The following is a 22,110-nucleotide window of genomic DNA, read 5'->3' as shown; positions in this document are numbered from 1 at the left end:
GCAGAACGCCCATAGGAGTGGTACGAAACGCACCCTGCACATCACCACAGCGACGGTACTCATGAGCAACCGGCATGACAGGGCGCGGTGGGGCTCGGCTATGGTGCGTGTTCGCACGCACCGTGCGCGGAGACCTCACGATGTCGGAACCGGACACCTCGCTGCCGCCGTGGAAAGCGGAAACCATCGCCGTGCATGGCGGGTATCGCCCGGACCCGACCACGCGCGCGGTGGCGGTGCCGATCTACCAGACCGTGGCCTACGCATTCGACGATACCCAGCACGCGGCGGACCTGTTCGACCTGAAGGTGCCGGGCAACATCTACACGCGCATCATGAACCCGACCACCGACGTGCTGGAGCAGCGCCTGGCGGCGCTGGAAGGCGGCATCGGCGCACTGGCGCTGGCGTCGGGGCAGGCGGCCATCACCTATGCGATCCAGACCATCGCCGAGGCGGGGGACAACATCGTGGCGTCGAGCGCGTTGTATGGCGGCACCTACAACCTGTTCGCGCACACCCTGCCGCAGTTCGGCATCCAGACGCGGTTCGCCGATTACCGCGATCCGGATGCGTTCGCGGGTCTCATCGATGACCGCACCAAGGCGGTGTTCGTCGAATCCATCGGCAACCCACGCGGCAACATCACCGACATCCAGGCGGTGGCCGACATCGCGCATGCGCACGGAGTGCCGCTGATCGTCGACAACACGGTGGCCACCCCGTACCTGCAGCGCTCGTTCGACTTCGGCGCGGACATCGTGGTGCACTCGCTGACCAAATACCTGGGCGGGCACGGCACCAGCGTCGGCGGGGCGATCGTGGATTCGGGCCGGTTCCCGTGGGCCGAACACAAGCAGCGCTTCCGCCGCCTCAACGAGCCGGACGTGAGCTACCACGGCGTGGTCTATACCGAGGCGCTGGGTCCTGCGGCCTACATCGGGCGTGCCCGGGTGGTGCCGCTGCGCAATACCGGCGCGGCGCTGTCGCCGTTCAATGCCTTCCTGATCCTGCAGGGCATCGAAACGCTGGCGCTGCGGCTGGACCGGATCAATGCCAACGCGCTCGCCATTGCCGGTTTCCTGCGGGACCACGCCAAGGTGGCGTGGGTGAACTACGCAGCGCTACCCGACCACCCCGAGCACGCGCTGGTGCAGCGTTACCTGCGCGGGCATGGCTCGGGTGTGCTGACCTTCGGCCTGCCGGGCGGCCGCGCGGCGGGTGCGCGCTTCCTGGATGCCCTGCAGCTGTTTACCCGGTTGGTGAACCTGGGCGATGCCAAGTCGCTGGCCACCCATCCGGCATCGACCACGCACCGCCAGCTGGACGCGACGGAACTGGAACGCGCCGGGGTGAGCGAAGACACCGTGCGGCTGTCGATCGGCATCGAACACGTGGACGACCTGCTGGCCGATCTGGAGCAGGCGCTGGCCAAGGCGTGAGGCGGGACCACCCCGGCCGGTGCGGGCCGGCCGGGGTGGGTTTTTATCAGGGCGCCGACGCGTGCAACCACGCGTCGATGGCGTTCTCGATCACGGCGAGCGCGGCCATGGCGCGACGCGGGTCGACCTGGTCGAGCTGGTCGTGGCGGTTGTGGATGTTGGCCATCGCACGTGACAGCGGCAATGCCTTGTAGGTGTGCATGGCGTGTTCCATGGCGTCCATCCGCGTTTCCATCGCCTGCGTCTCATCCGGTCCCAGGGTGCCATTGAGGTAGTGCTCGAACCGGCTCCAGTCCACCTCCGCATTGGCCAGCCACAACCGTGTACGCGCCTGCTGCATGTCGCGTTCAAGGGTGATGTCGGCCGCATCGGCCAGGTTCATTCCCAGCGCCGGCACGCCGTCGCGCTGGAAGGGAACATGGTCGGACTGCATTACCCAGCCCGCGCTGTCATGCACGGTCAGCCCGACCTCGCCGGCAGCCGCTTCGAGCAGCCCACGCAGCTGCGCTTCGGCGGCGGTGACCGGAGCCGGCGGTGGCTGCAGCGCACGCGAATCTCCGTCCATGTAGAAGTGGTGGCGGTCCGAGCCGGACAAGGTCATGCCGTCGCCGCGCCCGGTCATGTCCAGGTTGAGCGCCACATCGGGGCAGTCGGCCTGCGCCAGGCATCGTTCGACGAAGGCTTTGGCGCCGAGCATGCCGTGCTCCTCCAGATCCGACACCAGCAGCTGGACGCGAACGCCGTCGGGCAGCGTTGCCGCGCCCAGCTTCCGTGCCAGCGCCAGCAGCGTAGCCAATCCGGTGCCGTTGTCGCTGGCACCGCTGGAGCCTTCGCGCGCGCCGGTCATGTCGCCATGGGCGAGCACCATCAACGTGCGTCGGGGGGTGCCGGCGCCGGCAAACTCCAGCATCAGATTGCAGCCGTTATAGGTCCGGTCGAAGCCGAAGGAGTCGCGGGTGCTGCCGGAGAACGGCAGCTGCTGCAGCGTGTGCCCGTCGCGCCGGAACAGCGCACGAAGCGTGTCGAAACGCGCGATGTTGGCGGCCACCTCGCGCTGTGCACCGGTCATGCCCGGCTGTTGTGCATCCAGTGTGGCCTGCGCGATCTGCTCCAGATCCAACTGGAAGCACGCCTGCGCCGGGCTCACCACGCTGCCCAGCAGGTCCGCTGCCCAATCCACCCACGACAGCATGGGGGCCAGTGCGGCCGCATCGGCACCGGCGGGCCAGCCGCCATGCGTGTGCGTTTCAGCATGGCGGGCCACGCCCAGCGTCACCATGATCTGCCGACGGGTGGCTTCAGGGAGTTCCTGCAGCAGCGACCGGATCGCCGGGGCGGTGCAGGCCGCCGCATCGGTGCCGCAGTCGCGGACGATCTGCAGCAGCTGCATGCGCTGCTCGTCCGGCAGCAGCGCATACAGCGACTGCGGCAGGGACGGGGATGACTCGCGAGACGCTTCGGTGCCGTCTGCGGGCGCAGTGGAACGCCCCAATGCGTAGCCCAACACACCGCTTCCTATCGTGCTGGCCGTCAGCGCTCCGTAGGTCAGCAGGCTGGCGGCCAGCGTCTGCGGACAGTGCCGGGGGGAAGCGATGCAGCCGAGCGTGGCGCCATTGGCGATATGTTCGAGTGCGACCACGGGCGCCGTTGGCGCATCGCCGAGCATCGGCACGGCCTGGTGGTCGATGCCCCCCTGCGCACCCGCGCCCGGCAACGGTGCCGGGTTACCGGAAGGCAGGCGGGCACTACGCGCGGGCACCTGCCCCATGCTCATCGCCGAAGACAGGGCCAGTGCGGCGAGCACCCAGTGCTGGCGATTGCCGATGGTCAACGGTTCGAGACCTCGCCGCAACGACGGTGGCGGCTGCAGTCCGCGCGGCTGCAGGTGACGGGCGACCTCATTGGCGAAGCGACCCTGGGCGTGGCGTGCGAACGGGATGTCGAGCGGCATATCTACCTCCTCGTTGAGGGACGCGGTAGCCGCTGCGGTGCAGGTGGCGGGGCGCCGGTGCGATGCACAGTGCACGCGCGCGCCGGACTTGCCCATGGGAGTAGTTGCGTTTGTCAGAACCGCACCGGCTTCCGCAACGCGGTGCTCAGTACAGACCGGATCGCCATCACACTGAATGGCGGCGAACCGCTACGATCCGCCCTCAGGTGCGCAAGATCCGACACGCGCTGCGGCGCGCGGCGGGTCACGCTGCAGTCCTGTCCCGCAAGGAGCCCGCCATGAGCCGCCTCGTCCAGGTCCATCAACGCCACGGTATCGACCGCGTCATCGCCCACCTGCAGGCCTGCCTGCGCGCGGGCGATCCTCTGCCCGAACTGGAGGGACTGGCGGCGATAGCGCACCAGTCGCCCTATCACTTCCATCGGCTGTACCGCGCGCTGACCGGCGAAACCCCTGGGCGCACCGTGCTGCGCCTGCGCCTGGCGCAGGCCCTGCACCTGCTGGGCAAGCCTGGCAGCCGGGTGACCGACGTGGCCCTGCAGTCGGGCTACGAGAGCCCACAGGCGCTGGCACGCATCTGCAGGCAGATGCTGGGTGCGACGCCCAGCGCGCTGCGCGATGATCCACGGCTGCGCGCGCAGTGCCAGCAGCGCCTGGTGCTGCCGGCCGCGGACAATGCGCCGGCCGAGCCTGCCCTGCAGGTACGGGTGCTCACCCTGGAACCGTTCGACGTGGTGGCGCTGCGCACCCGCGGTGCGTTCGACGATCTGGACCAGGCATTCGGCCGTGTGTTCGCCTGGGCAGCGGGCGCAGGGCTGGCCGACCAGCTTCAGCAATTGATCGGAATCGCCCTCAACGATCATCGCGACGTGCCGGCGCGGGCCTGCGAATTCGACTGCGCGATGGGCTTCGGTACGAATGTGGCGGCACCGCCGCCGCCGATGCGGGTGTTGCGGCTGGGCGGCGGCGACCATGCGGTGCTGCGCCACGTGGGCAGCTACGCCGGTCTTGAAGCCGCCACCGACGCGCTGCTGCGGCAGTGGCTGCCCGACAGCGGGCGCGTGCTGCGCGACGCGCCGTTGTACTACCACTATCTGGACGACCCGGAGGACGTCCCCGAGGCGATCCTGCGCGCCGATATCTGCGTGCCGCTGGCGGCCCGTTAAACCACCGGAATGGTGTGCTTGCCGATGTTGCGGTAGGGCGGGGTGGCCATGACCATTTCGGCCAGCGAGTACGCCAGTTCGCGTTCGGCCATCACCGTGCCGTCGGCGCCGTGTTCGAGCAGGTGCTTGACCTCGGCGTCGCTGTGCGCGCGCGCCAGCAGGGTCAGGCCTGGGTTGAGCGCGCGCAGTTTGGCCAGGGTTTCGCCCGCCTCCAGCGGCTGCGGAATGGCCAGCACCGCGATCTTGGCGCGTTCGGGATGGGCTTCGGCCAGCACGCGGTCGGAGGCGGCACTGCCACGGATCGCCGGCAGGCCGGCGGCGTGTGCTTCGGCCACATGCTCCTTGTTGTCATCGATCACCAGCACCGGCACGCCGCGGTCACGCAGCACCTGCGCCAGCGCGCTGCCGACCCGGCCGTAGCCGATCACGATGGCGTGGTCGTGCAGGTCCAGCGAGGGGCCGGGCGGCAATTCGGTTTCCACGGCGGCGGCGGGGGTCTCCTGGTGTTTCACCAGCCAGCGGTCGAGCAGGCCGAACACCAGCGGGTTGAGCATGATCGAGATCAGCGCGCCGGCCAGCACCAGTGCCTGGCCGGTGGGCGGCAGGATCTTCAGGCTCACGCCCAGGCCGGCGATGATGAAGGCGAACTCGCCGATCTGCGCCAGGCTGGCCGAAATGGTCAGCGCGGTGCCGTTGGGGTGGCCGAACGCACGCACGATGAAAAACGCGGCGGCGGACTTGCCGAACATGATGATGGCGGCGGTGGCCAGCACCTGCCACGGGTGTTCGACCAGGATGGCCGGGTTGAACAGCATGCCCACCGAGACGAAGAACAGCACCGCGAAGGCATCGCGCAGCGGCAGTGAATCGTTGGCGGCCTTGTGGCTGAGTTCGGATTCGTTGAGCAGCATGCCGGCGAAGAACGCGCCCAATGCGAAGGAGACGCCGAACAGCATGGCCGAGCCGAACGCCACGCCCAGTGCGATGGCCAGCACCGCAAGGGTGAAGAGTTCGCGCGAGCCGGTACCGGCGATGCGCTCCAGGATCCACGGAATGACCCGCCGGCCGACCACCAGCATCACCGCCACGAACAGGCCCAGCTGCACGAAGGTCCAGCCGATGCTGGCCAGCACGCTGCCGACGGTGTGGGTTTCATTGGCGGCATCCGGGCCGAACACGCCGGCCAGCACCGGCATCATCACCAGGGCCAGCACGCAGGCAAGATCTTCGACGATCAGCCAGCCGACCGCGATTTTGCCGCGCTGGGTTTCCAGCAGGCGGCGTTCTTCCATTGCGCGCAGCAGTACCACGGTACTGGCGGTGGCCAACGCGAAGCCGAACACCACGCCGTGGATCACCGGCCAGCCCATCAGCCAGGCAAGGCCCCAGCCCAGCAGGGTGGCGACCAGGATCTGGCCGACCGCGCCGGGAATGGCGATCGCCTTGACCGCCATCAGGTCTTTCAATGAGAAGTGCAGGCCGACACCGAACATCAGCAGCATCACGCCGATTTCGGCCAGCTGGTTGGCCAACGCCTGGTCGGCGACGAAGCCGGGAGTGAACGGTCCTACGCAGATGCCCGCAACCAGGTAACCGACCAGCGGAGACAAACGCAGCTTGTTGGCCAGCGCACCCAGGATGAAGGCGAGCCCAAGGCCAACGGCGACGATGTTGATCAGGTCGGTGTCATGGTGCATCGGGGCTCGCAACTTGGGGGATGCCCCGATTTTCACCGATGCGGCCCGATCCGGCAAACCGCGCTGCGGCCTGCCGGATCCGGTGTCAGCCGATCATCACCACTTGTAGGTCACGCGACCGTAAACGTAAGCGCCGTTGAAGCCGTACGGCGAGTAGTTGCTGTACGGGAGCATGCCCCAGGTGGAGTTCTGCAGGTCCACGGTGCGGTCGGGGTACTCGTCCAGCAGGTTGTCCGCACCCAGGGTCAGGGTCCAGTTCTCGTTGGGCTTGTAGGCCACCGAGGCATCGAGCACCCACGAGGCATCGTAGGTCTGGTCGCGGGTCGGGGTGGCTGAATTGCGCACCGTGAATGAGCCGTAGCGGGTGGCGGCCAGGTTCAGGTCCCAGTGGTCCGAACGCCAGGTGCCGCTCAGGATGGTCTTGTCGCGCGGGTAGCTGTCTTCGATGCGGCCCACTTCATCGCGGCCGATCAGCGACTGGGTCAGGCCCAGCGAGCCGAACACGGCTGGGGAGGCGATGAACTTCTTCACCTCGGTGTCGTTGTAGCTGTAGGCCGCGGTCAGTTCCAGCGAGCTGGCACTGAACGGGATGGTGTAGCTGGACACCGCGTCCACGCCGCGGGTGCGGGTATCCACGCCGTTGGTGAAGTAGGAGAACGCGGTGACCTGCGGCAGGCCCAGGTCGGCCAGCAGCGCATTGGTGGCAGCGTTGGTGGTGATGTTGGTTGACAGGATGATGCGGTCGTCGATGTCGATCTGGTACGCATCCACGGTCAGGTAGAGGCGGTCGATCGGCTGCACCACCAGGCCCACGCTGTAGGAGGTGGAGCTTTCGGCCTTCAGCGGGCTGGCGCCCAGCGCCTGCGCGGCGGTGCTGGTGGTGGGGAAGGTGCCGCGTTCGACGAACACGCCGTTGACGATGGTGCTGGTCACCGCCTGGTAGCTCTGCTGGGCCAGCGAGGGCGCGCGGAAGCCGGACGAGGCGGTGGCACGCAGCGCGACCTTGTCGGTGAAGGCGTAGCGGGCCGACAGCTTGCCGGAGAACTTGTCGCCGAAGTCCGAGTAATCCTCATAGCGGCCGGTGACGCCGGCCGAGAACTTGTCGGTCAGGTCCGCTTCCAGGCCGGCGTAGACGGCGTAGTTGTCGCGGTCGGCATCGACGGCGTTGAGCGGGGTGAAGCCGCCGAAGCCCTGCGCACCGGTGCCGAAGTAGGAATTGGGCTCGCCCGCGCTCTGTTCCCACTTCTCACGGCGGTACTCACCGCCGAAGGACAGCGTGACCGGGTAGGCCAGGCCCCAGTCCAGCTGCTTGGTGATGTCCACGTTGCCGATGTCCTGGGTGTATTCCAGCGCGCCGGCGTAGAACGAACGCGGGCTGTCCACGCCCAACGCGTAGTTGATGCTGTTGCGGGTGTGGAAGTCGATCTTGTTGGTGCCGTGGTTGTAGCTCACGTCCCAGGTCCAGCCGCTTTCGGTGTCGCCCTTCACGCCGGCCACCAGCGAGCGGTCCTTGGAGTACTGGTTGATTTCCGGCACGAAGCCGTCCGGGTAGGTCTGCGCCAGCAGCGCGCCCTGGCCGCTGTTGGTGCGCGAGCGGTAGAACGCGAACGAGGTGATGTCGCGGTTGCTGGCCAGCGCGGTGGCGTAGGCCGAGACGTGGTCGCTGAACTGGAAGCTGGCATTGGCCGAGGCGGCGGTGGCATCCACCTGCGGGTCGCCGACCACGAAGGTGGTCTGGCCCACGCTGGGGAAGTTGCCGGTGTTCGGCGTGGTGCCCTGGTAGGGCCCGGCGCGGTTGCTTTCGTCCTGCTGGGTGATCTGGCCGGCCACGTGCACGCTGCCGCGGCCGTCGGCGAAGCCGATGCCGGTATCGCCGGAGAGCTGGTACTTGTTGCCGTCGCCGGCCGAGTACTGGCCGGCATCCAGGGCCAGGCTGCCGCCCGCGCTGGAGCCCTTGAGCACGATGTTGATCACGCCGGCGATGGCGTCCGAGCCGTACTGCGCCGAGGCGCCGTCGCGCAGCACTTCGACGCGCTCGATGGAGGCGATCGGAATGGCGTTGATGTCCACCGCCGACGAGCCGCGGCCAATGCTGCCGTTGACGTTGATCTGGGCCGAGGTGTGGCGGCGCTTGCCGTTGACCAGCACCAGTACCTGGTCCGGGGACAGGCCGCGCAGCTGCGCCGGGCGGATGCCACTGGTGCCGTCGGTCAGCGCCGGGCGCGGGAAGTTCAGCGAGGGCAGTGCACGCGCCAGCGCGGTGGCCAGTTCGGTGGTGCCGGTGGACTGCAGCGCCTCGGGGGTGATGATGTCGATCGGCGACTGCGACTCGGCCACGGTACGGTCGGCCACACGGGTGCCGGTCACGATGACCGTGTCCAGGGTGTTGGCGGTGGCGCGGGCAGGGGCGTCCTGGGCGGCGACACTGAAGGCGGAGGCCCCGAGGGCGACGGCGACGGCGGCGGCAAGCGTACGGGTCTTGCGGTTCATCAGGATGTGGCTCCGGTTGGGACGAGGCGGCACCGGGCGACATCACGACTGCGGGAAAGCGGGTCAGCGAGGGCGGGTGTTGCGGTGCGCAATTAACGGATTAACGGTATTTTTATTGGCTGTCAAATTGAAAAAACGTTGCAAAAGCAACGGTTTAGCAACATTCGGTCAATCAGGCGGGGGAGGGTCCCGGGGAAAGCGCAGACAGGTTCGTGGGAGAGAGACGAGGCCTGCCGCGCATCCCGGGGCGCGTCAAGTATTCGTTAACGCTAGAATTGCGTCGCAGGAAAGGTGCTCACCAGCACATTCCATTCCGTTATATGGACCCCCCAGATGATTTCCCTTCGTAACTTCGCCTTGCGCCGCGGCGAGCGGCTGCTGTTGTCCAATGTCGACCTGACCCTGCATGCGGGCTACCGCGTTGGCGTGGTCGGCCGCAACGGAGCCGGCAAGTCCAGCCTGTTCGCGGCCGTGCAGGGCGAGCTGGAGGCCGACAAGGGCGATGTGGACTTGCCCGGCAAGATCCGCATCGCCAGCGTGGCCCAGGAAACCCCGGCGCTGCAGGACCCGGCGCTGCAGTTCGTGCTGGAAGGCGACACCGAAGTGGCGGCCGTGCTGCGCGAGGAAGCCGAGGCGACCGCGCGCGAGGACTGGGAAGCGGTGGCCAATGCGCACCAGAAGATGGCCGAGATCGGTGCGTACGATGCCGAATCCCGTGCGGGCAAGCTGCTGCATGGCCTGGGCTTCCCGTCCGACACCCATTCACGGCCGGTGGCGACGTTCTCCGGTGGCTGGCGCGCGCGACTGAACCTGGCGCGCGCGCTGATGATGCCCAGCGACCTGCTGCTGCTCGACGAACCGACCAACCACCTCGACCTGGACGCGGTGTTCTGGCTGGAACAGTGGCTGCTCAAGTATCCGGGCACGCTGCTGCTGATCTCGCATGACCGCGAGTTCCTCGACAACGTGGCCACCCACACCCTGCACCTGCATGGGGGTGGCGCCAAGCTGTACCCGGGCGGCTATACCGACTTCGAGCGCCAGCGCGCCGAACAGCTGCGCCAGCAGCAGATCGCGCACGAAAAGGAACAGGCCGAGCGTGCCCACCTGCAGAGCTTCATCGACCGGTTCAAGGCGCTGGCCAGCAAGGCAACGCAGGCACAGAGCCGCATGAAGCGCCTGGCCAAACTGACCGGCACCGAAGCGGTGCGTGCCGAGCGCGAGTTCCGCATCGAGTTCGCGCCTCCGGCCAAGCTGCCGTTCTCGCTGATCCGCCTCAACGATGTGGAGGCCGGTTACAGCCCGGACGCGGTGATCCTGCACAACGTGGGCTTCGGCCTGGAGGCGGGGCAGCGCATCGGCCTGCTGGGACCCAACGGCGCGGGCAAGACCACGCTGGTGCGGACCCTGGTCGGTGAGCTGGACCCGGTGGCCGGCGATCGCTCGGCGCACCCGGACCTGCGCATCGGCTACTTCGCCCAGCACACGGTGGAGTCGCTGCATGAAGGCCAGTCGCCGATGGACCACTTCCGGGACATCTCCCCGGATGGCAGCAACCAGTCCTTCCGCGATTTCCTCGGCAAGTGGAACTTCGCCGGCGACCGGGCGTTCGAGCCGGTGGATGGTTTCTCCGGTGGTGAGCGCGCGCGCCTGGCGCTGGCGATGATTGCCTGGCAGCAGCCGAACGTGCTGCTGCTCGACGAACCGACCAACCACCTTGACCTGGAAATGCGCGAAGCGCTGGCCGAAGCGCTGGCGACCTTCGAAGGGGCGATCGTGATGGTCTCGCACGACCGCCACCTGATCGGCCTGGTCTGCGACACCTTCTGGCGCGTGGCCGACGGGGTGGTGGAGCCGTTCGACGGCGACCTGGACGAATACGCAGCGTGGCTGCGTTCGCGCCCGGCCGCGCAGGGCACCAAGCAAAAGATGGCGGCTGCCGCGCCGGAGCCGGTGCCGCCGACCCCGCCGCTGCCGCCGAAGAAGACCGTCAACCCGGTCAAGCTGGCCAGCGCCGAAGCCAAGGTCAACGAGCTGGAAGCCCGCTTGGCCGAGCTGGACCGCCAGCTGGCCGACCCGGTCAACTACGCCGACGCCACCCGCATGGCGGTGCTCGGCCGCGACCGCGAAACCACCGCGCAGCAGCTGGAAAAAGCCGAAGCCGCGTGGATGGAATTGATGGCCTGAAGGCCCGTGCCGACCGTTGGTCGGCACAGGCACGTCCGCGTAGAGCCACGCCCTGCGTGGCTTCGCGATGCCGGAACGAAGAGCAGCCACGCAGGGCGTGGCTCTACGCCTGCGCTTCCAACCATGTCCTGAAGCGCTTCCCCGCCTCGCTTTCCGCCCGCGAACGCAACCGCGTCAGCCAATAACTCCCCAGCTCCAGCGTCTGCGCGAACGGCTGCACCAACCGTCCCTGCGCCAGGTCCTGTTCGAACATTCTCAATGGCAGCAACGCCACGCCGGCACCGGCGGCGGCCGCGCTGGCCAGCGTCAATGACGAATCAAACACCGGCCCGCGCGCCTCCAGCTCGCCCACGCCAGCGGCCAGCAGCCACTGCGGCCACTCATCGCTGCGGTAGGAGCGCAGCAGTGCCACGCTGGCCAGGTCGCGCGGTTGCCGCAGCGTCCGCGCCAGTGCCGGCGCGCACACTGGTGCGAACGGCGCCGCCAGCACCGGGGTGCACACCTGGCCCTGCCAGTCGCCATCGCCGAAGCGGATCGCCAGGTCCAGCCCTTCGCCGGCCAGGTCGATGCGGTTGTTGTGGGTCTGCAGGCGCAGCTCGATATCCGGGTGCCGCGTGTTGAAATCGGCCAGCCGCGGCAGCAGCCAACCGGTGGCGAACGTGCCCACTACGCCGACCCCGAGCACTTCGCGGAAATGCCCGCCGACGAACCGGTCCAGGCTCACCGCGATGCGGTCGAAGGCGTCGTTGAGCACCGGGTAGAGGCGAGCCCCTTCGTCGGTCAGCGCCACCCCGCGCGGCAGCCGGTGGAACAGCACGGCTCCCAGTCGCTCTTCCAGCCCACGGATCTGGTGGCTCAGCGCGGCCTGGCTCACGCACAGCTCCAGCGCGGCGCGGGTGAAGTTCTGGTGGCGCGCGGCTGCCTCGAAGGCACGCAATGCGTTGAGCGGGAGCTGGGGACGAAGCATGGGCGAGCCGTGAGGAATCTTGATGGGTAATGGTAACGCCGGCAGGGCCTGCGGTCGGCGCCACCAAGGGTGGCCCGCCGTGCGAGGGTGGCGTCGACCGTTGGTCGACCCAGGCGGTGCTGGAAGTATCTCGGGCCGTGACCCTCCGTGGTCGATGCAGCACTCCGTGGGCCGACCAACGGTCGGCGCTACCACGCGCGGACGCCATGCGAGGTAACCCTGCCCTTACCACCACGCCATCAATCCTGCTCATGTCTCCTGCTGAGAATACTCGCTGGTGGCATGTGGCCCGAAATGCTTCCATGGCCACTTCCCAGCCCCGGAGATGCCCCATGCTCGCCCGCCGCCAGTTCCTCCAGATGACCGGTGCCGCCGCAGCTTCCGCCTTGGCCGCCACCGTGTTGGCCAAGACCCCGCCGACCGCGCTGGCGGGTGACAAGCTGCAGGCAGCCGATTTCGCCGCCCTGGAAAAAGCCAGTGGCGGGCGTCTGGGCGTGACCCTGCTCGACACGGCCAGCGGCCACCGCATCGGCCATCGCCAGGACGAGCGCTTCCCGATGTGCAGCACCTTCAAGTTCGCGCTCTCGGCGGCGGTGCTGCATCTGGCCGACCAGGGCACGCTGTCGCTGGACCGGCGGCTGCCGGTGCGCCAGCAGGACATGCTCTCCCACGCACCGGTGACCAAACGTCACGTGGGCAAGGACCTGACCGTGCGCGACCTGTGCCGCGCGACCATGGTCACCAGCGACAACCCGGCGGCGAACCTGCTGTTGGGGGTGGTCGGCGGGCCGGCCGGGGTGACTGCGTTCCTCCGCGCCAATGGCGATGCGGTGACCCGCAACGATCGCCTGGAGCCAGACATGAACCGGTTCGCGCCCGATGATCCGCGCGATACCACCAGCCCCGCCGCGATGGCCGCCAGCCTGCAGCGGTTCGTGCTGGGGGAGGTGCTCACGCCAGCCTCGCGGCTGCAGCTGGCCGACTGGCTGATCGACAACGAAACCGGTGATTCGCGGCTGCGTGCCGGACTGTCGCCGGCGTGGCGGGTGGGCGACAAGACCGGCAGCAATGGCGAGGACACCACCAACGACATCGCCATCCTGTGGCCACTGGCCGGCGGCGCCCCGTGGGTGCTGACCAGCTACCTGCAGGGTGCCACGGTGGATGATGCCGGGCGCAACGACACGCTGCGCCAGGTGGCGGTGATCGCCGAGAAAATGATCAGCGCGCACGCGCGCTGATCACTGCGGCGTCAGGCGGTGCCGGTTTCCTTGACCGCATCAAGGAACTCGCGCCCCCAGCGATCCACATCGTGGTACTCCACGGTGCCGAACAGCTGGCGCATGCGGCCGTTGGCTTCTTCGTCGGGCATTGACAGCGCCTGCAACAGGCCGGCGCTGAGATCGGCCGGATCATGCGGGTTGGTCAGCACCGCGCCCTTCAACTCGGCCGCCGCGCCAGCGAATTCACTCAGCACCAGCACGCCATTGCTGCCTTCGATGCCATGGGTGGCCACGAACTCCTTGGCCACCAGGTTCAGACCATCGCGCAGTGGGGTGATCCACATCACCTGCGCGGCCGCGTAATGCGCCACCACCTCTTCGAACGGCAATGCCTGTGCGAAGAAGCGCACGGGGGTCCAGTCCAGCCGCGAGAAGCGCCCGTTGATACGGCCCACCGCTTGTTCGATCTGGTTCTGCAGCGTGCGGTACACGGTCATCTCGCGCGCGGCCGGCACGCACACCATCAGCAGGGTGACCTTGCCCTGGCGGTCCGGATGCTGCTCCAGCAAGCGCTCGAACGCTTCCAGCTTGGCCAGCGTACCCTTGGTGTAATCCAGCCGCTCCACCGACAGCACCAGCTTGCGCGCACCGATCTCACGGCGCAGCTTGAAGATGTCGTTGCGCACGCTGGGCCGGGCCAGCACATCGTGGATGCGGCGCAGATCCGTGCCGACCGGGTGCGCTCCCAGTGCCACCTCACGGTCACCGACCCGGATGCGCGTGGTCATGGTATCCAGCCCCACCGCGCAGCCATAGGTCAGGAAGCGTGGCGCGCAGCTTTCCCAGGACAACCGCTCCGCCGGCATCGCACCGCGCACCACATCCACGAAGTTCTCCACCTGGCGCGGGATGTGGAAGCCGATGTAATCGCAGCAGAGCAGGCTGCCGATGATCTCGCGGCGCCACGGCACCACGTTGAACACATCAGCCGACGGGAAGTAGGTGTGGTGGAAGAAGGCGATCTTCAGGTCCGGGCGCAGCTCGCGCAGGGTGGCCGGCACCATCCACAGGTTGTAGTCGTGGATCCACACGGTGGCGCCATGTGCGGCTTCGGCGGCGGTGGCTTCGGCGAAGCGCCGGTTGACCTTCAGGAACACCTGCCAGTCATCCTCGCGGAAGCGTGCGCGTTCCCAGAACACATGCAGCATCGGCCAGAACGCTTCCTTGGAGAAGCGCTTGTAGAAGATGTCCACTTCCTGCCGGGTCAGCGGCACGCGCGCGGCCGTAAGCGTGGGGTAGCGCTCGGCGTCCACCGCCATATGGGTCTGGAACGGGCCGCGCTTGGGGTCGTCGATGCCCCAGGCCACCCATGAACCGGTCTGGCCGCCCTGGAAGAAGCTCAGCAGCGAGGGAATGATGCCGTTGGGCGAGCGCGGTGGGCGCTGCACCAGCACGCCGTCTTCCATCACTTCATCGAAGGGCATGCGGTGGTAAAGCATCACCAGGTCGGCGCCTTCGGCGCGCTTGGCTGCTGGCGGCTTCAGCCATGCATCATCAGCCGGCAGCAGGGCGAAGTGCTCGATCGCCTCCAGAATGCCGCCGCAGCCCGGCGCCTGCGCATGGTAGGTGTGCGCCAGCCCGGTGGTGGCGGCGGTGAGCGCCGGTTCTGAATCGCCCACGCATACGCCGCGGAAGCCAGCGGTGTACATCGAGAGGTCGTTGAGGGTATCGCCAGCCACCAGGATGCGGTCACGCGGCAGGTCCAGCAGGCGCGCGAGCGCAGCCAGGGTGCGGCCCTTGTCGGTGTCCGGCGGCAGGATGTCCAGGTAGCGGTCGGCCGAATACAGCACATCGCAGCCCAGCGCCTGCGCGGCCGCCTGGATCTGCGCGCGCAGCGGCGCCAGCGTGGCCGGGTCGCAGAAGTAGGAGCAGCGCCGCTCCTGCGGCACGTCCTGGCGCTGCAGTGCAGTGAACCGCCGCATCGCAGCGGCCACCACCTGTTCGCCGGGCCAGTGCGCGTCGATCATCGATTGCAGGGGCTGCAGCGGCTGCAGGGTGTGGCCATCGACCACGGTTGCGCCGACATCGCAGACAACGTAATCGGGGCGCGGAATGGCGGGATCGGAGAGCAGCGGCATCACCGCTTCCAGGCCGCGGCCGGTGATGAAGATCAGGCGGATACCGGGGTGCTGGTCGACCAGCCGGTACAGACGGTGGCGCGCGGCGGCATCGCCGGCGAGAAAGGTGCCATCCAGGTCGGTGGCGAGAATCAGTTGCTGGGCCGGGGGAGCCGCCGGCGTGCGGGATGAGGTGGACGGGGTGGGTGTCAAAACAGTCAATGCACTTCCTTATCGGTGTCGTTGGGTGAGGGAGAAGGGGTGTCCGGCGGCGGAGCGACGTCCGTTTCGGGCATCAATTCCAGTGCCGCCGGCGTGGTGCGCAGCATCAGCCGGAACACCACCGGGTGCGTGCGCAGCCGGTCGAAGCTGAGCAGGCGCGCGGTGGTGAAAAGGGCGAGCACGCCAAGCACCACGGCGAAATACAGGGGCAGGGCGGCCGGGCCGAACTGCTGCATGGCCGCACCGGCCAGCGCCGGGCCGAGCGCCGCGCCCACGCCGTGCACCAGCAGCAGGCTGGAGCAGCCCGAGAGCAGGTCCTGGCGCGGCAGGTAATCGAGCATGTGCGCCACCGCGAAGGGATACAGCGCGAACGCCAGGCCGCCATAGAAGAAGAACAGCCCGAACAACAGCCAGGTCTGCTGTTGGATCATCGGCATCGCGGCCACCAGCGCGATGCCGGCGGCGGCCAGGCACAGCGCCACCAGCCCGACGCGCCGGTCATGACCGTCGCTGATGTGCCCCAGCGGCCACTGCAGCAGCGCGCCGCCGGCAATCGCGGTGAGCATGAAGCGGGCCACGCCGTCATTGTCGAGGCCCACCTCGCCGGCATACACCGGGAGCAGCCCCCAGAACGCGCCCATGGCCAGGCCCGACAGCCCGGCGGCGACCGTGGCCACCGGCGCCATCGCATACAGGCGCGACAGCGTCAGGCGCGGCACCGATGGCACGTCCGGTGGGGTGAGCCGGGTGGCGGTGATCGGCAGCACCGCGGCGCAGACCAGCATGGCGATCAGCATGAACATCGACATGGCCGGCGCGTTGCTGACCATCAGCAGGATCTGGCCCAGTGCCAGCGCGGAAAGATTGACCACCATGTACAGCGAGAACGCACGGCTGCGCTGGCGCGGGTCGGGTTCGGCGTTGAGCCAGCTTTCGATCACCGTGTACAGGCCCACCAGCGCGATGCCGGTGATGATGCGCAGCAGCCCCCACAGCCAGGCATTCAGCCACAGTGGGTGCAGCAGCACCGCGATGGCGGCGAGGGCGGCAAAGAAGGCGAACGCACGGATATGCCCGATACGGCCGATCAGCGACGGGGCGAAGAAGGTGCCCATGAAGAAGCCGGCGAAATAACCGGACATCACCAGGCCCAACGTACCGGCACCGAAGCCGGCTTCACCGCCGCTTACCGCCAGCAAGGTGCCCAGAAGCCCGCTGCCGGTCAACAGCAGCGCTACTCCCGACAGCAGGGCGGTCAGCCGCAACACGCGTGCGACCTTCGTGGGGAAGGCGAACCGGTCACGACAACGACCCTAACACAGACGTGATTAATCCTTTGTCGCGGTTGGCGCGGATTTGCGCATTACGCCCACGCGGGCTACGGTGTCCGCATGACTGTGTACAAGTTCCTGCCGCTCGCGGCTGCGTCGTTGCTCGCCGCGTGTGGTGGCCAGCGTGACAGCGTGGCCCACGATGTTGCGATGGCCCCGGCCGACGCGTTTCTCGCCGCTGTCGCCGCGCATTGCGGAAAGGCGTTTGAAGGCCATATCGCCGTCAACGAGCCGAAGGGCGCCGGGCCTGACCCGTTCGACGGCAAGCGCCTGGTGATGCATGTGCGCGGCTGCGATGACGCCTCGCATACGCTGCGCATTCCCTTCCATGTGGGTGACGATCATTCGCGCACCTGGGTGCTGAGCCGCACCGATACCGGCCTGCGCCTCAAGCACGATCACCGCCATGCAGATGGCAGTCCGGACGCGGTCACGATGTACGGTGGCGACAGTGCACCGCCCGGCACCGCGCAGCGCCAGTCGTTCCCGGTGGATGCCGATTCGGTGGCGATGTTCCGCAAGGCCGGCATGGAGGCGTCGGTGACCAATACGTGGGCGATGGAAATCGAGCCGGACAAGACGTTCGTGTACGAGCTCACCCGTCCGGGTGGCCGCCGGTTCCAGGTGGTGTTCGACCTCGCGCACCCCGTCGCGTTGCCGCCCGCGCCCTGGGGCGCGGACACCGAACCGACCAACAAGTAACCGCGCCGGTAGGGCCCGACCGTTGGTCGGGCCGCGGTCCCGTCAACGCGCGCCGAACCTCGCCCGGCACCCGTTGCTGACCCACACCATGCTCGGCCGATAGCCCCAGCTGCGGTTCTCGACACAGCTGCTGCCAGACAGCTGCTCCAGCAGCACCGGCCGGCCCTGGCGTGAATCCCACGCGCAGGTCTGCTGGCGGTTGCCGTTGCTGCTGCAGGTCACGCTGTAATTGCTGCCGCCCCCGCCGCCGCCCCAGTTGCCGCGCGATTCGGCGAATTCACCGCGGCAGCCGCGGGTGACCCAGATGGCGTTGCCGCGCATGCCCCAGGTCTGGTTCTGCACGCAGGCCGAGCCGGAGATCTGCCGGACCAGCGCGGCATTGCGCCACGGGGTAGGGCAGCTGCGCTCACGGTTGTCGTTGCTTTCGCAGCGGATGGTGGTGCCGGGGCCGCCGGTACCCGGCCCCCAGCCGCCCCCACGGCCTTCGACGAATTCGGCCCGGCAGCCGCCACTGACCCAGACCTGGCCATTGCGGGAGCCCCAGTTGTTGCCTTCCACGCAGCGGGTGCCGGAGATCTGCCGGGACAGGCGCGCGCTGCGCCAGCCGGTGGTGCAGACCCGCTGGCGGTTGTCGTTGCTCTCGCAGCGGACCACCCCGTTGTTGCCGCCGCCCGGGTTCCAGCCGCCGCCGGAGCCACCCAGCGAGGTGGCGATGTCCTGTTTGATGCGGGAAAAGCCCCAGGACGAGCGGTTCACCTGGTCCAGGTAGAAGCGCATCTGGTCGTCGGGGATGCGCCGCCCCCCGGACTGTTCGGCGTATTCCTGGGCAATGACCCGCTGCTGGTCCTGGACCGACAGGGTGCGGAGGTTCTCCGGGGCGTAGGCCCGGGCATTGACCTGGGCCTGGGCCTGCAGCGACGGGGCGCCGCAGGCCAGCAGGGCGGTGAAACAAGCGACAGCGAGGCGGTTCATGGCAAATCCCCTTGCGCATGGTGGTGCGCGGACTATAGGTACGGGTCGTATTAAGCCCGTGTGACCGTCCGGATTTGCCCGATCGGGTCGCCGGCCGCAGAATAACGGGCTGACCGGTGCCGCCTGGCGCCGGCAATCTCCTGCGGAGCTTTACCCCCATGCGTACCCACTTCTGTGGCCTGGTCGACGAGACCCTGATTGGCCAGACTGTCACCCTCGCCGGCTGGACCGACGTTGCCCGCAACCTGGGCGGCGTGTGCTTCATCGATCTTCGCGATCATGAGGGCATCGTGCAGGTGACGGTGGAGCCTGAGAACGCGGACGTGTTCAAGGTCGCCGCCAGCCTCGGCTACGAGGACGTGTTGCAGGTGGAAGGCGTGGTGCGCAGGCGCCATGCGGTGAACGACAAGATCCGTACCGGCCAGGTCGAGATCGTCGCCACCCGCATCACCGTGCTCAACAAGGCCGAGCCGCTGCCGTTCCATGCCCACGAGAACCCGGGCGAAGAAACCCGCCTGAAGTACCGTTACCTGGACCTGCGCCGCCCGGAAATGCAGCGCATGCAGCGCACCCGTATCAAGCTGGTGCAGGCGCTGCGCCGCCACCTCGATGGCGACGGCTTCCAGGACATCGAAACCCCGATCCTGACCAAGGCCACCCCGGAAGGCGCACGCGACTTCCTGGTGCCGGCGCGCATGCACCCGGGCGAGTTCTACGCCCTGCCGCAGTCGCCGCAGCTGTTCAAGCAGATCCTGATGGTGGCCGGCTTCGACCGCTACTACCAGATTGCGCGCTGCTTCCGCGACGAAGCGCTGCGCGCGGACCGCCAGCTGGAATTCACCCAGCTGGACATGGAATTCGCCTTCGTGCGCGAGCGCGACGTGCAGGACTACGTGGAAGGCATGATCCGCGCGATCTTCAAGGAAGTGGTCGACGTGGAACTGGCTGCCAGCTTCCCGCGCATGACCTGGGCCGAGGCGATGCGTCGCTATGGCTCGGACAAGCCGGACCTGCGCATCGCGCTGGAGCTGGTGGACGTGGCCGAGCTGGTCAAAGCCAGCGAATTCCCGGTGTTCACCGCCGCCGCCAACGATGCCGATGGCCGCGTCGCCGCGCTGCGCATCCCGGGCGGTGCCAGCCTGTCGCGCAAGCAGATCGATGAGTACGCCGCGCACGCCGCCAAGTACGGCGCCAAGGGCCTGGCTTACATCAAGATCGCCGAGAACGGCGAAGTCAGCTCGCCCATCGCCAAGTTCTTCAGCGAAGAGGCCTTCGCCGCGCTGGTTGCCCACGTCGGCGCCGGTAACGGCGACATCGTCTTCTTCGGTGCCGGCGGCTACAACAAGGTGTCCGACTTCATGGGCGCGCTGCGCCTGAAGGCCGGCAAGGACTTCAACCTGGTCGCCGACGGCTGGGCGCCGCTGTGGGTCACCGACTTCCCGATGTTCGAGTACGACGACGAAGCCCAGCGCTACGTCGCCCTGCATCACCCCTTCACCGCCCCGGCGGTGGATGACATCGCCGACCTGCGCGCCAATGCGAAAACGGCCGTGTCGCGCGGCTACGACATGGTGCTCAACGGCAACGAGATCGGCGGTGGTTCGATCCGTATCCACCGCTCGGACATGCAGAGCACGGTGTTCGAATTGCTGGGCATCGGTGCGGAAGAGGCTGAGGCGAAGTTCGGCTTCCTGCTCGACGCGCTGCGCTTCGGCGCGCCGCCGCACGGTGGCATCGCCTTCGGCATCGACCGCATCGCCGCGCTGATGGCCGGCACCGAATCGATCCGCGACGTGATCCCGTTCCCGAAGACCACCGGCGCGCAGTGCCTGATGACCGGCGCCCCGTCGCCGATCCCGGACGAGCAGCTGGCCGAAGTGCACATCCAGGTCCGCCCGCGCAAAAACTGATTCCGCGATCGTCAGATCGCACCCTCCCGGTAGCGCCGGCCGTTGGCCGCCCCCCCTCACCGTCACATCGCTCAGGAGATCCAGGTAATGACCGAGTTCGCGTTCGTATTGGAATGGGAAAAGCTGGGCAATGAAGGCACCGATGCCAACCTGGTGACCGAGCGCGCCCGCGTGTTCGGCGGCTGGCTGGTGCGCGTGGGCACCAACCCGGCCGGGATGGCGCTGACCTTCGTCGCCGATGGCGAAGGCCGCTGGGACGGTGAGGACTTCGGCGTCGAGGATTACGAGGACGACGAAGAGGAAGAGGGCGAGGACGAAGAGTACGAAGAGGACGAGGAAGACGAGGAGGAGTACGAGGAAGAGGACGAAGAAGACGGCGAAGAGGAAGACGCCGCCAAGGGGACGCAGGCCTGAGGCCTGCCCCGTACCCGTCCATGTACACCATCCGCCGCGCCGGCCCCGAGGACGCACCGACCCTGTCGGTGCTGGCCACCCGTACCTTCGTGGAAACCTTCGGCCACCTGTACCCGGCCCAGGACCTGCACGACTTCCTGGACGAGGCCTACGCCGAAGACCGCCAGCGCGTGATCCTGTCCCACCCCGATTACGCGGTGTGGCTGCTCGAGCTGGATGGCGTGGCGGTCGGCCATGCCGCCGCCGGCCCCTGTGGCCTGCCGCATCCGGACGTGCAACCGGGCGACGGCGAGCTCAAGCGGCTGTACCTGATCAAGGAACAGCAGAGCTGCGGTTGGGGCAGCCGCCTGCTGGAAACCGCGCTGACCTGGCTGGAGCGCAATGGCCCGCGCACCCTGTGGCTGGGGGTCTGGTCGGAAAACTTCGGCGCCCAGCGTTTCTACGCCCGCTACGGGTTCAGCAAGGTGGGCACCTACGAATTCCCGGTCGGCCAGGTGCGCGACCTTGAATTCATCCTGCGCCGCCCGCCGCAGGCGACCTGAACGGCGGCGGGTTTCACCCGCCGTTCCTTCGTCCATTTGTCTAATGGCACCGTTTGCTACCTCTGGAACGGTTTCGCACCGGCTACGCTGAGCACATGACTCCCCCCGTTTTACTGCTGCACGGCATCTGGAATGCCCGCGCCTGGGTTGGCCCGTTGGCCTGGCGCCTGCGCGCGCGCGGCTTCAGCGTGGATACCTTCGGCTACGCCAGCGTGTTCGGCGGCCCCGACGTGGCCGTGCCGCAGCTGTTGAAGCGGCTGCAGGACAGCGGCCCGGTAGCGTTGGTCGGGCACAGCCTGGGGGGGCTGGTGGCGCTGGAGGCGCTGCGCCGCCAGCCGGACCTGCCGGTGTCGCGGGTGGTGTGCCTAGGCTCGCCGCTGCGCGGCAGCGGCACTGCCCGTTCGCTGGCCGAGCATGGCTGGTCACTGGCACTGGGCCGCAGCAGCGAACTGCTGCTCGATGGTCTGCCGGCCTGGGAGGGCAGGGCGCAGGTCGGGCTGATCGCCGGTTCCGTGCCGCATGGGCTGGGCAGCCTGCTGGGTGCCTGCGGCGACGCCTCCGACGGCACCGTGGCGCTGGACGAGACCCGCCTGCCGGGCCTGGCCGACCACTGCGTGGTGGCCGCCAGCCACAGCGGGCTGGTGTTTTCCCCGGACGCCGCCCGCCAGACCGCCGCGTTCCTGCGCGATGGCTGCTTCCGCCCGGATCGGGCCGCGCACGCCGCCTGAGCCCCGGCTAACACGGTGAGGGCGGCCGATCAGGTAGAATCCGCGCCCT

Annotated in this window: 16 protein-coding genes; 9 read left to right on the top strand and 7 right to left on the bottom strand. The window is 68.1% G+C overall.

All coding sequences use genetic code 11. The features are described from left to right. Positions 1–140 precede the first annotated feature (140 nt). Complete coding sequence (locus ACQG3P_RS10415) at positions 141–1,442, top strand: O-acetylhomoserine aminocarboxypropyltransferase/cysteine synthase family protein (RefSeq protein ID WP_426804989.1); 1,302 nt, start codon at positions 141–143, stop codon at positions 1,440–1,442. A 46-nt stretch (positions 1,443–1,488) separates the two neighbouring features. Here the strand turns inward: ACQG3P_RS10415 and ACQG3P_RS10410 are convergent, their stop codons facing one another. Continuing rightward, on the bottom strand, positions 1,489–3,393 hold the full coding sequence (locus tag ACQG3P_RS10410) for a M28 family metallopeptidase (RefSeq protein ID WP_426804988.1): 1,905 nt from the start codon (positions 3,391–3,393) through the stop codon (positions 1,489–1,491). A gap of 278 nt (positions 3,394–3,671) precedes the next feature. Here ACQG3P_RS10410 and ACQG3P_RS10405 point away from each other — a divergent pair, with 278 nt between their 5' ends. After that, on the top strand, positions 3,672–4,559 hold the full coding sequence (locus ACQG3P_RS10405) for an AraC family transcriptional regulator (protein WP_426804987.1): 888 nt from the start codon (positions 3,672–3,674) through the stop codon (positions 4,557–4,559). Here ACQG3P_RS10405 and ybaL read toward each other — a convergent pair. Continuing rightward, positions 4,556–6,256 (bottom strand): YbaL family putative K(+) efflux transporter, encoded by a 1,701-nt coding sequence (gene ybaL, locus ACQG3P_RS10400; RefSeq protein WP_068853771.1) that lies wholly within the window; start codon positions 6,254–6,256, stop codon positions 4,556–4,558. The two genes, ACQG3P_RS10405 and ybaL, sit on opposite strands and share 4 nt — an antisense overlap. 96 nt (positions 6,257–6,352) lie before the next feature. Further along, positions 6,353–8,746: a TonB-dependent receptor plug domain-containing protein gene (locus ACQG3P_RS10395; RefSeq protein ID WP_426804986.1), complete on the bottom strand. Its 2,394-nt coding sequence runs from the start codon at positions 8,744–8,746 to the stop codon at positions 6,353–6,355. Between the two features lie 333 nt (positions 8,747–9,079). On the opposite strand from ACQG3P_RS10395, the gene ACQG3P_RS10390 reads away from it, so the two are divergent. Next, on the top strand, positions 9,080–10,933 hold the full coding sequence (locus ACQG3P_RS10390; protein WP_093533739.1) for an ABC-F family ATP-binding cassette domain-containing protein: 1,854 nt from the start codon (positions 9,080–9,082) through the stop codon (positions 10,931–10,933). Positions 10,934–11,036: 103 nt separating this feature from the next. Here ACQG3P_RS10390 and ACQG3P_RS10385 read toward each other — a convergent pair whose 3' ends face one another. Then, a complete protein-coding gene (locus ACQG3P_RS10385) occupies positions 11,037–11,900 on the bottom strand; it encodes a LysR family transcriptional regulator (RefSeq protein WP_426804985.1) in 864 nt (287 codons plus the stop codon). Positions 11,901–12,232: 332 nt separating this feature from the next. Between ACQG3P_RS10385 and blaL2 the strand changes: the two genes are divergently transcribed. Further along, a complete protein-coding gene (gene blaL2 / locus ACQG3P_RS10380; RefSeq protein ID WP_426804984.1) occupies positions 12,233–13,141 on the top strand; it encodes a L2 family extended-spectrum class A beta-lactamase in 909 nt (302 codons plus the stop codon). Positions 13,142–13,152: 11 nt separating this feature from the next. Here blaL2 and ggpS read toward each other — a convergent pair whose 3' ends face one another. Together ggpS and ACQG3P_RS10370 are read right to left on the bottom strand one after the other, a co-directional pair. Beyond that, a complete protein-coding gene (gene ggpS / locus ACQG3P_RS10375; RefSeq protein WP_426805044.1) occupies positions 13,153–15,396 on the bottom strand; it encodes a glucosylglycerol-phosphate synthase in 2,244 nt (747 codons plus the stop codon). 62 nt (positions 15,397–15,458) lie between these two features. Next, a complete protein-coding gene (locus ACQG3P_RS10370; RefSeq protein ID WP_426804983.1) occupies positions 15,459–16,730 on the bottom strand; it encodes an MFS transporter in 1,272 nt (423 codons plus the stop codon). 123 nt (positions 16,731–16,853) lie between these two features. On the opposite strand from ACQG3P_RS10370, the gene ACQG3P_RS10365 reads away from it, so the two are divergent. Beyond that, on the top strand, positions 16,854–17,495 hold the full coding sequence (locus ACQG3P_RS10365; RefSeq protein ID WP_217538425.1) for a hypothetical protein: 642 nt from the start codon (positions 16,854–16,856) through the stop codon (positions 17,493–17,495). A 42-nt stretch (positions 17,496–17,537) separates the two neighbouring features. Here ACQG3P_RS10365 and ACQG3P_RS10360 read toward each other — a convergent pair whose 3' ends face one another. Continuing rightward, positions 17,538–18,467 carry a DUF3011 domain-containing protein gene (locus ACQG3P_RS10360; protein WP_426804982.1) on the bottom strand — a complete coding sequence of 310 codons (930 nt, stop codon included), beginning with the start codon at positions 18,465–18,467 and terminating at the stop codon, positions 17,538–17,540. A 158-nt stretch (positions 18,468–18,625) separates the two neighbouring features. Here ACQG3P_RS10360 and aspS point away from each other — a divergent pair, with 158 nt between their 5' ends. The 4 genes from aspS to ACQG3P_RS10340 all read left to right on the top strand — a co-directional run bounded on the left by aspS (position 18,626) and on the right by ACQG3P_RS10340 (position 22,061). Beyond that, positions 18,626–20,377: an aspartate--tRNA ligase gene (aspS, locus tag ACQG3P_RS10355; RefSeq protein WP_093533745.1), complete on the top strand. Its 1,752-nt coding sequence runs from the start codon at positions 18,626–18,628 to the stop codon at positions 20,375–20,377. A gap of 87 nt (positions 20,378–20,464) precedes the next feature. Then, positions 20,465–20,791 carry a DNA primase gene (locus ACQG3P_RS10350; RefSeq protein WP_426804981.1) on the top strand — a complete coding sequence of 109 codons (327 nt, stop codon included), beginning with the start codon at positions 20,465–20,467 and terminating at the stop codon, positions 20,789–20,791. A gap of 20 nt (positions 20,792–20,811) precedes the next feature. Further along, positions 20,812–21,333 carry an N-acetyltransferase family protein gene (locus ACQG3P_RS10345; protein WP_426804980.1) on the top strand — a complete coding sequence of 174 codons (522 nt, stop codon included), beginning with the start codon at positions 20,812–20,814 and terminating at the stop codon, positions 21,331–21,333. Between the two features lie 95 nt (positions 21,334–21,428). Next, the gene (locus tag ACQG3P_RS10340) at positions 21,429–22,061 is read left to right on the top strand and encodes an esterase/lipase family protein (RefSeq protein ID WP_068853760.1); all 633 of its coding nucleotides are present in this window, start codon (positions 21,429–21,431) and stop codon (positions 22,059–22,061) included. Positions 22,062–22,110 lie beyond the last annotated feature (49 nt).

Origin of the sequence: Stenotrophomonas sp. SrG (genome assembly GCF_050031795.1) — a bacterium.
GTDB lineage: Bacteria > Pseudomonadota > Gammaproteobacteria > Xanthomonadales > Xanthomonadaceae > Stenotrophomonas > Stenotrophomonas rhizophila_A.
This window is presented reverse-complemented; position numbering and strand designations above follow the sequence as displayed.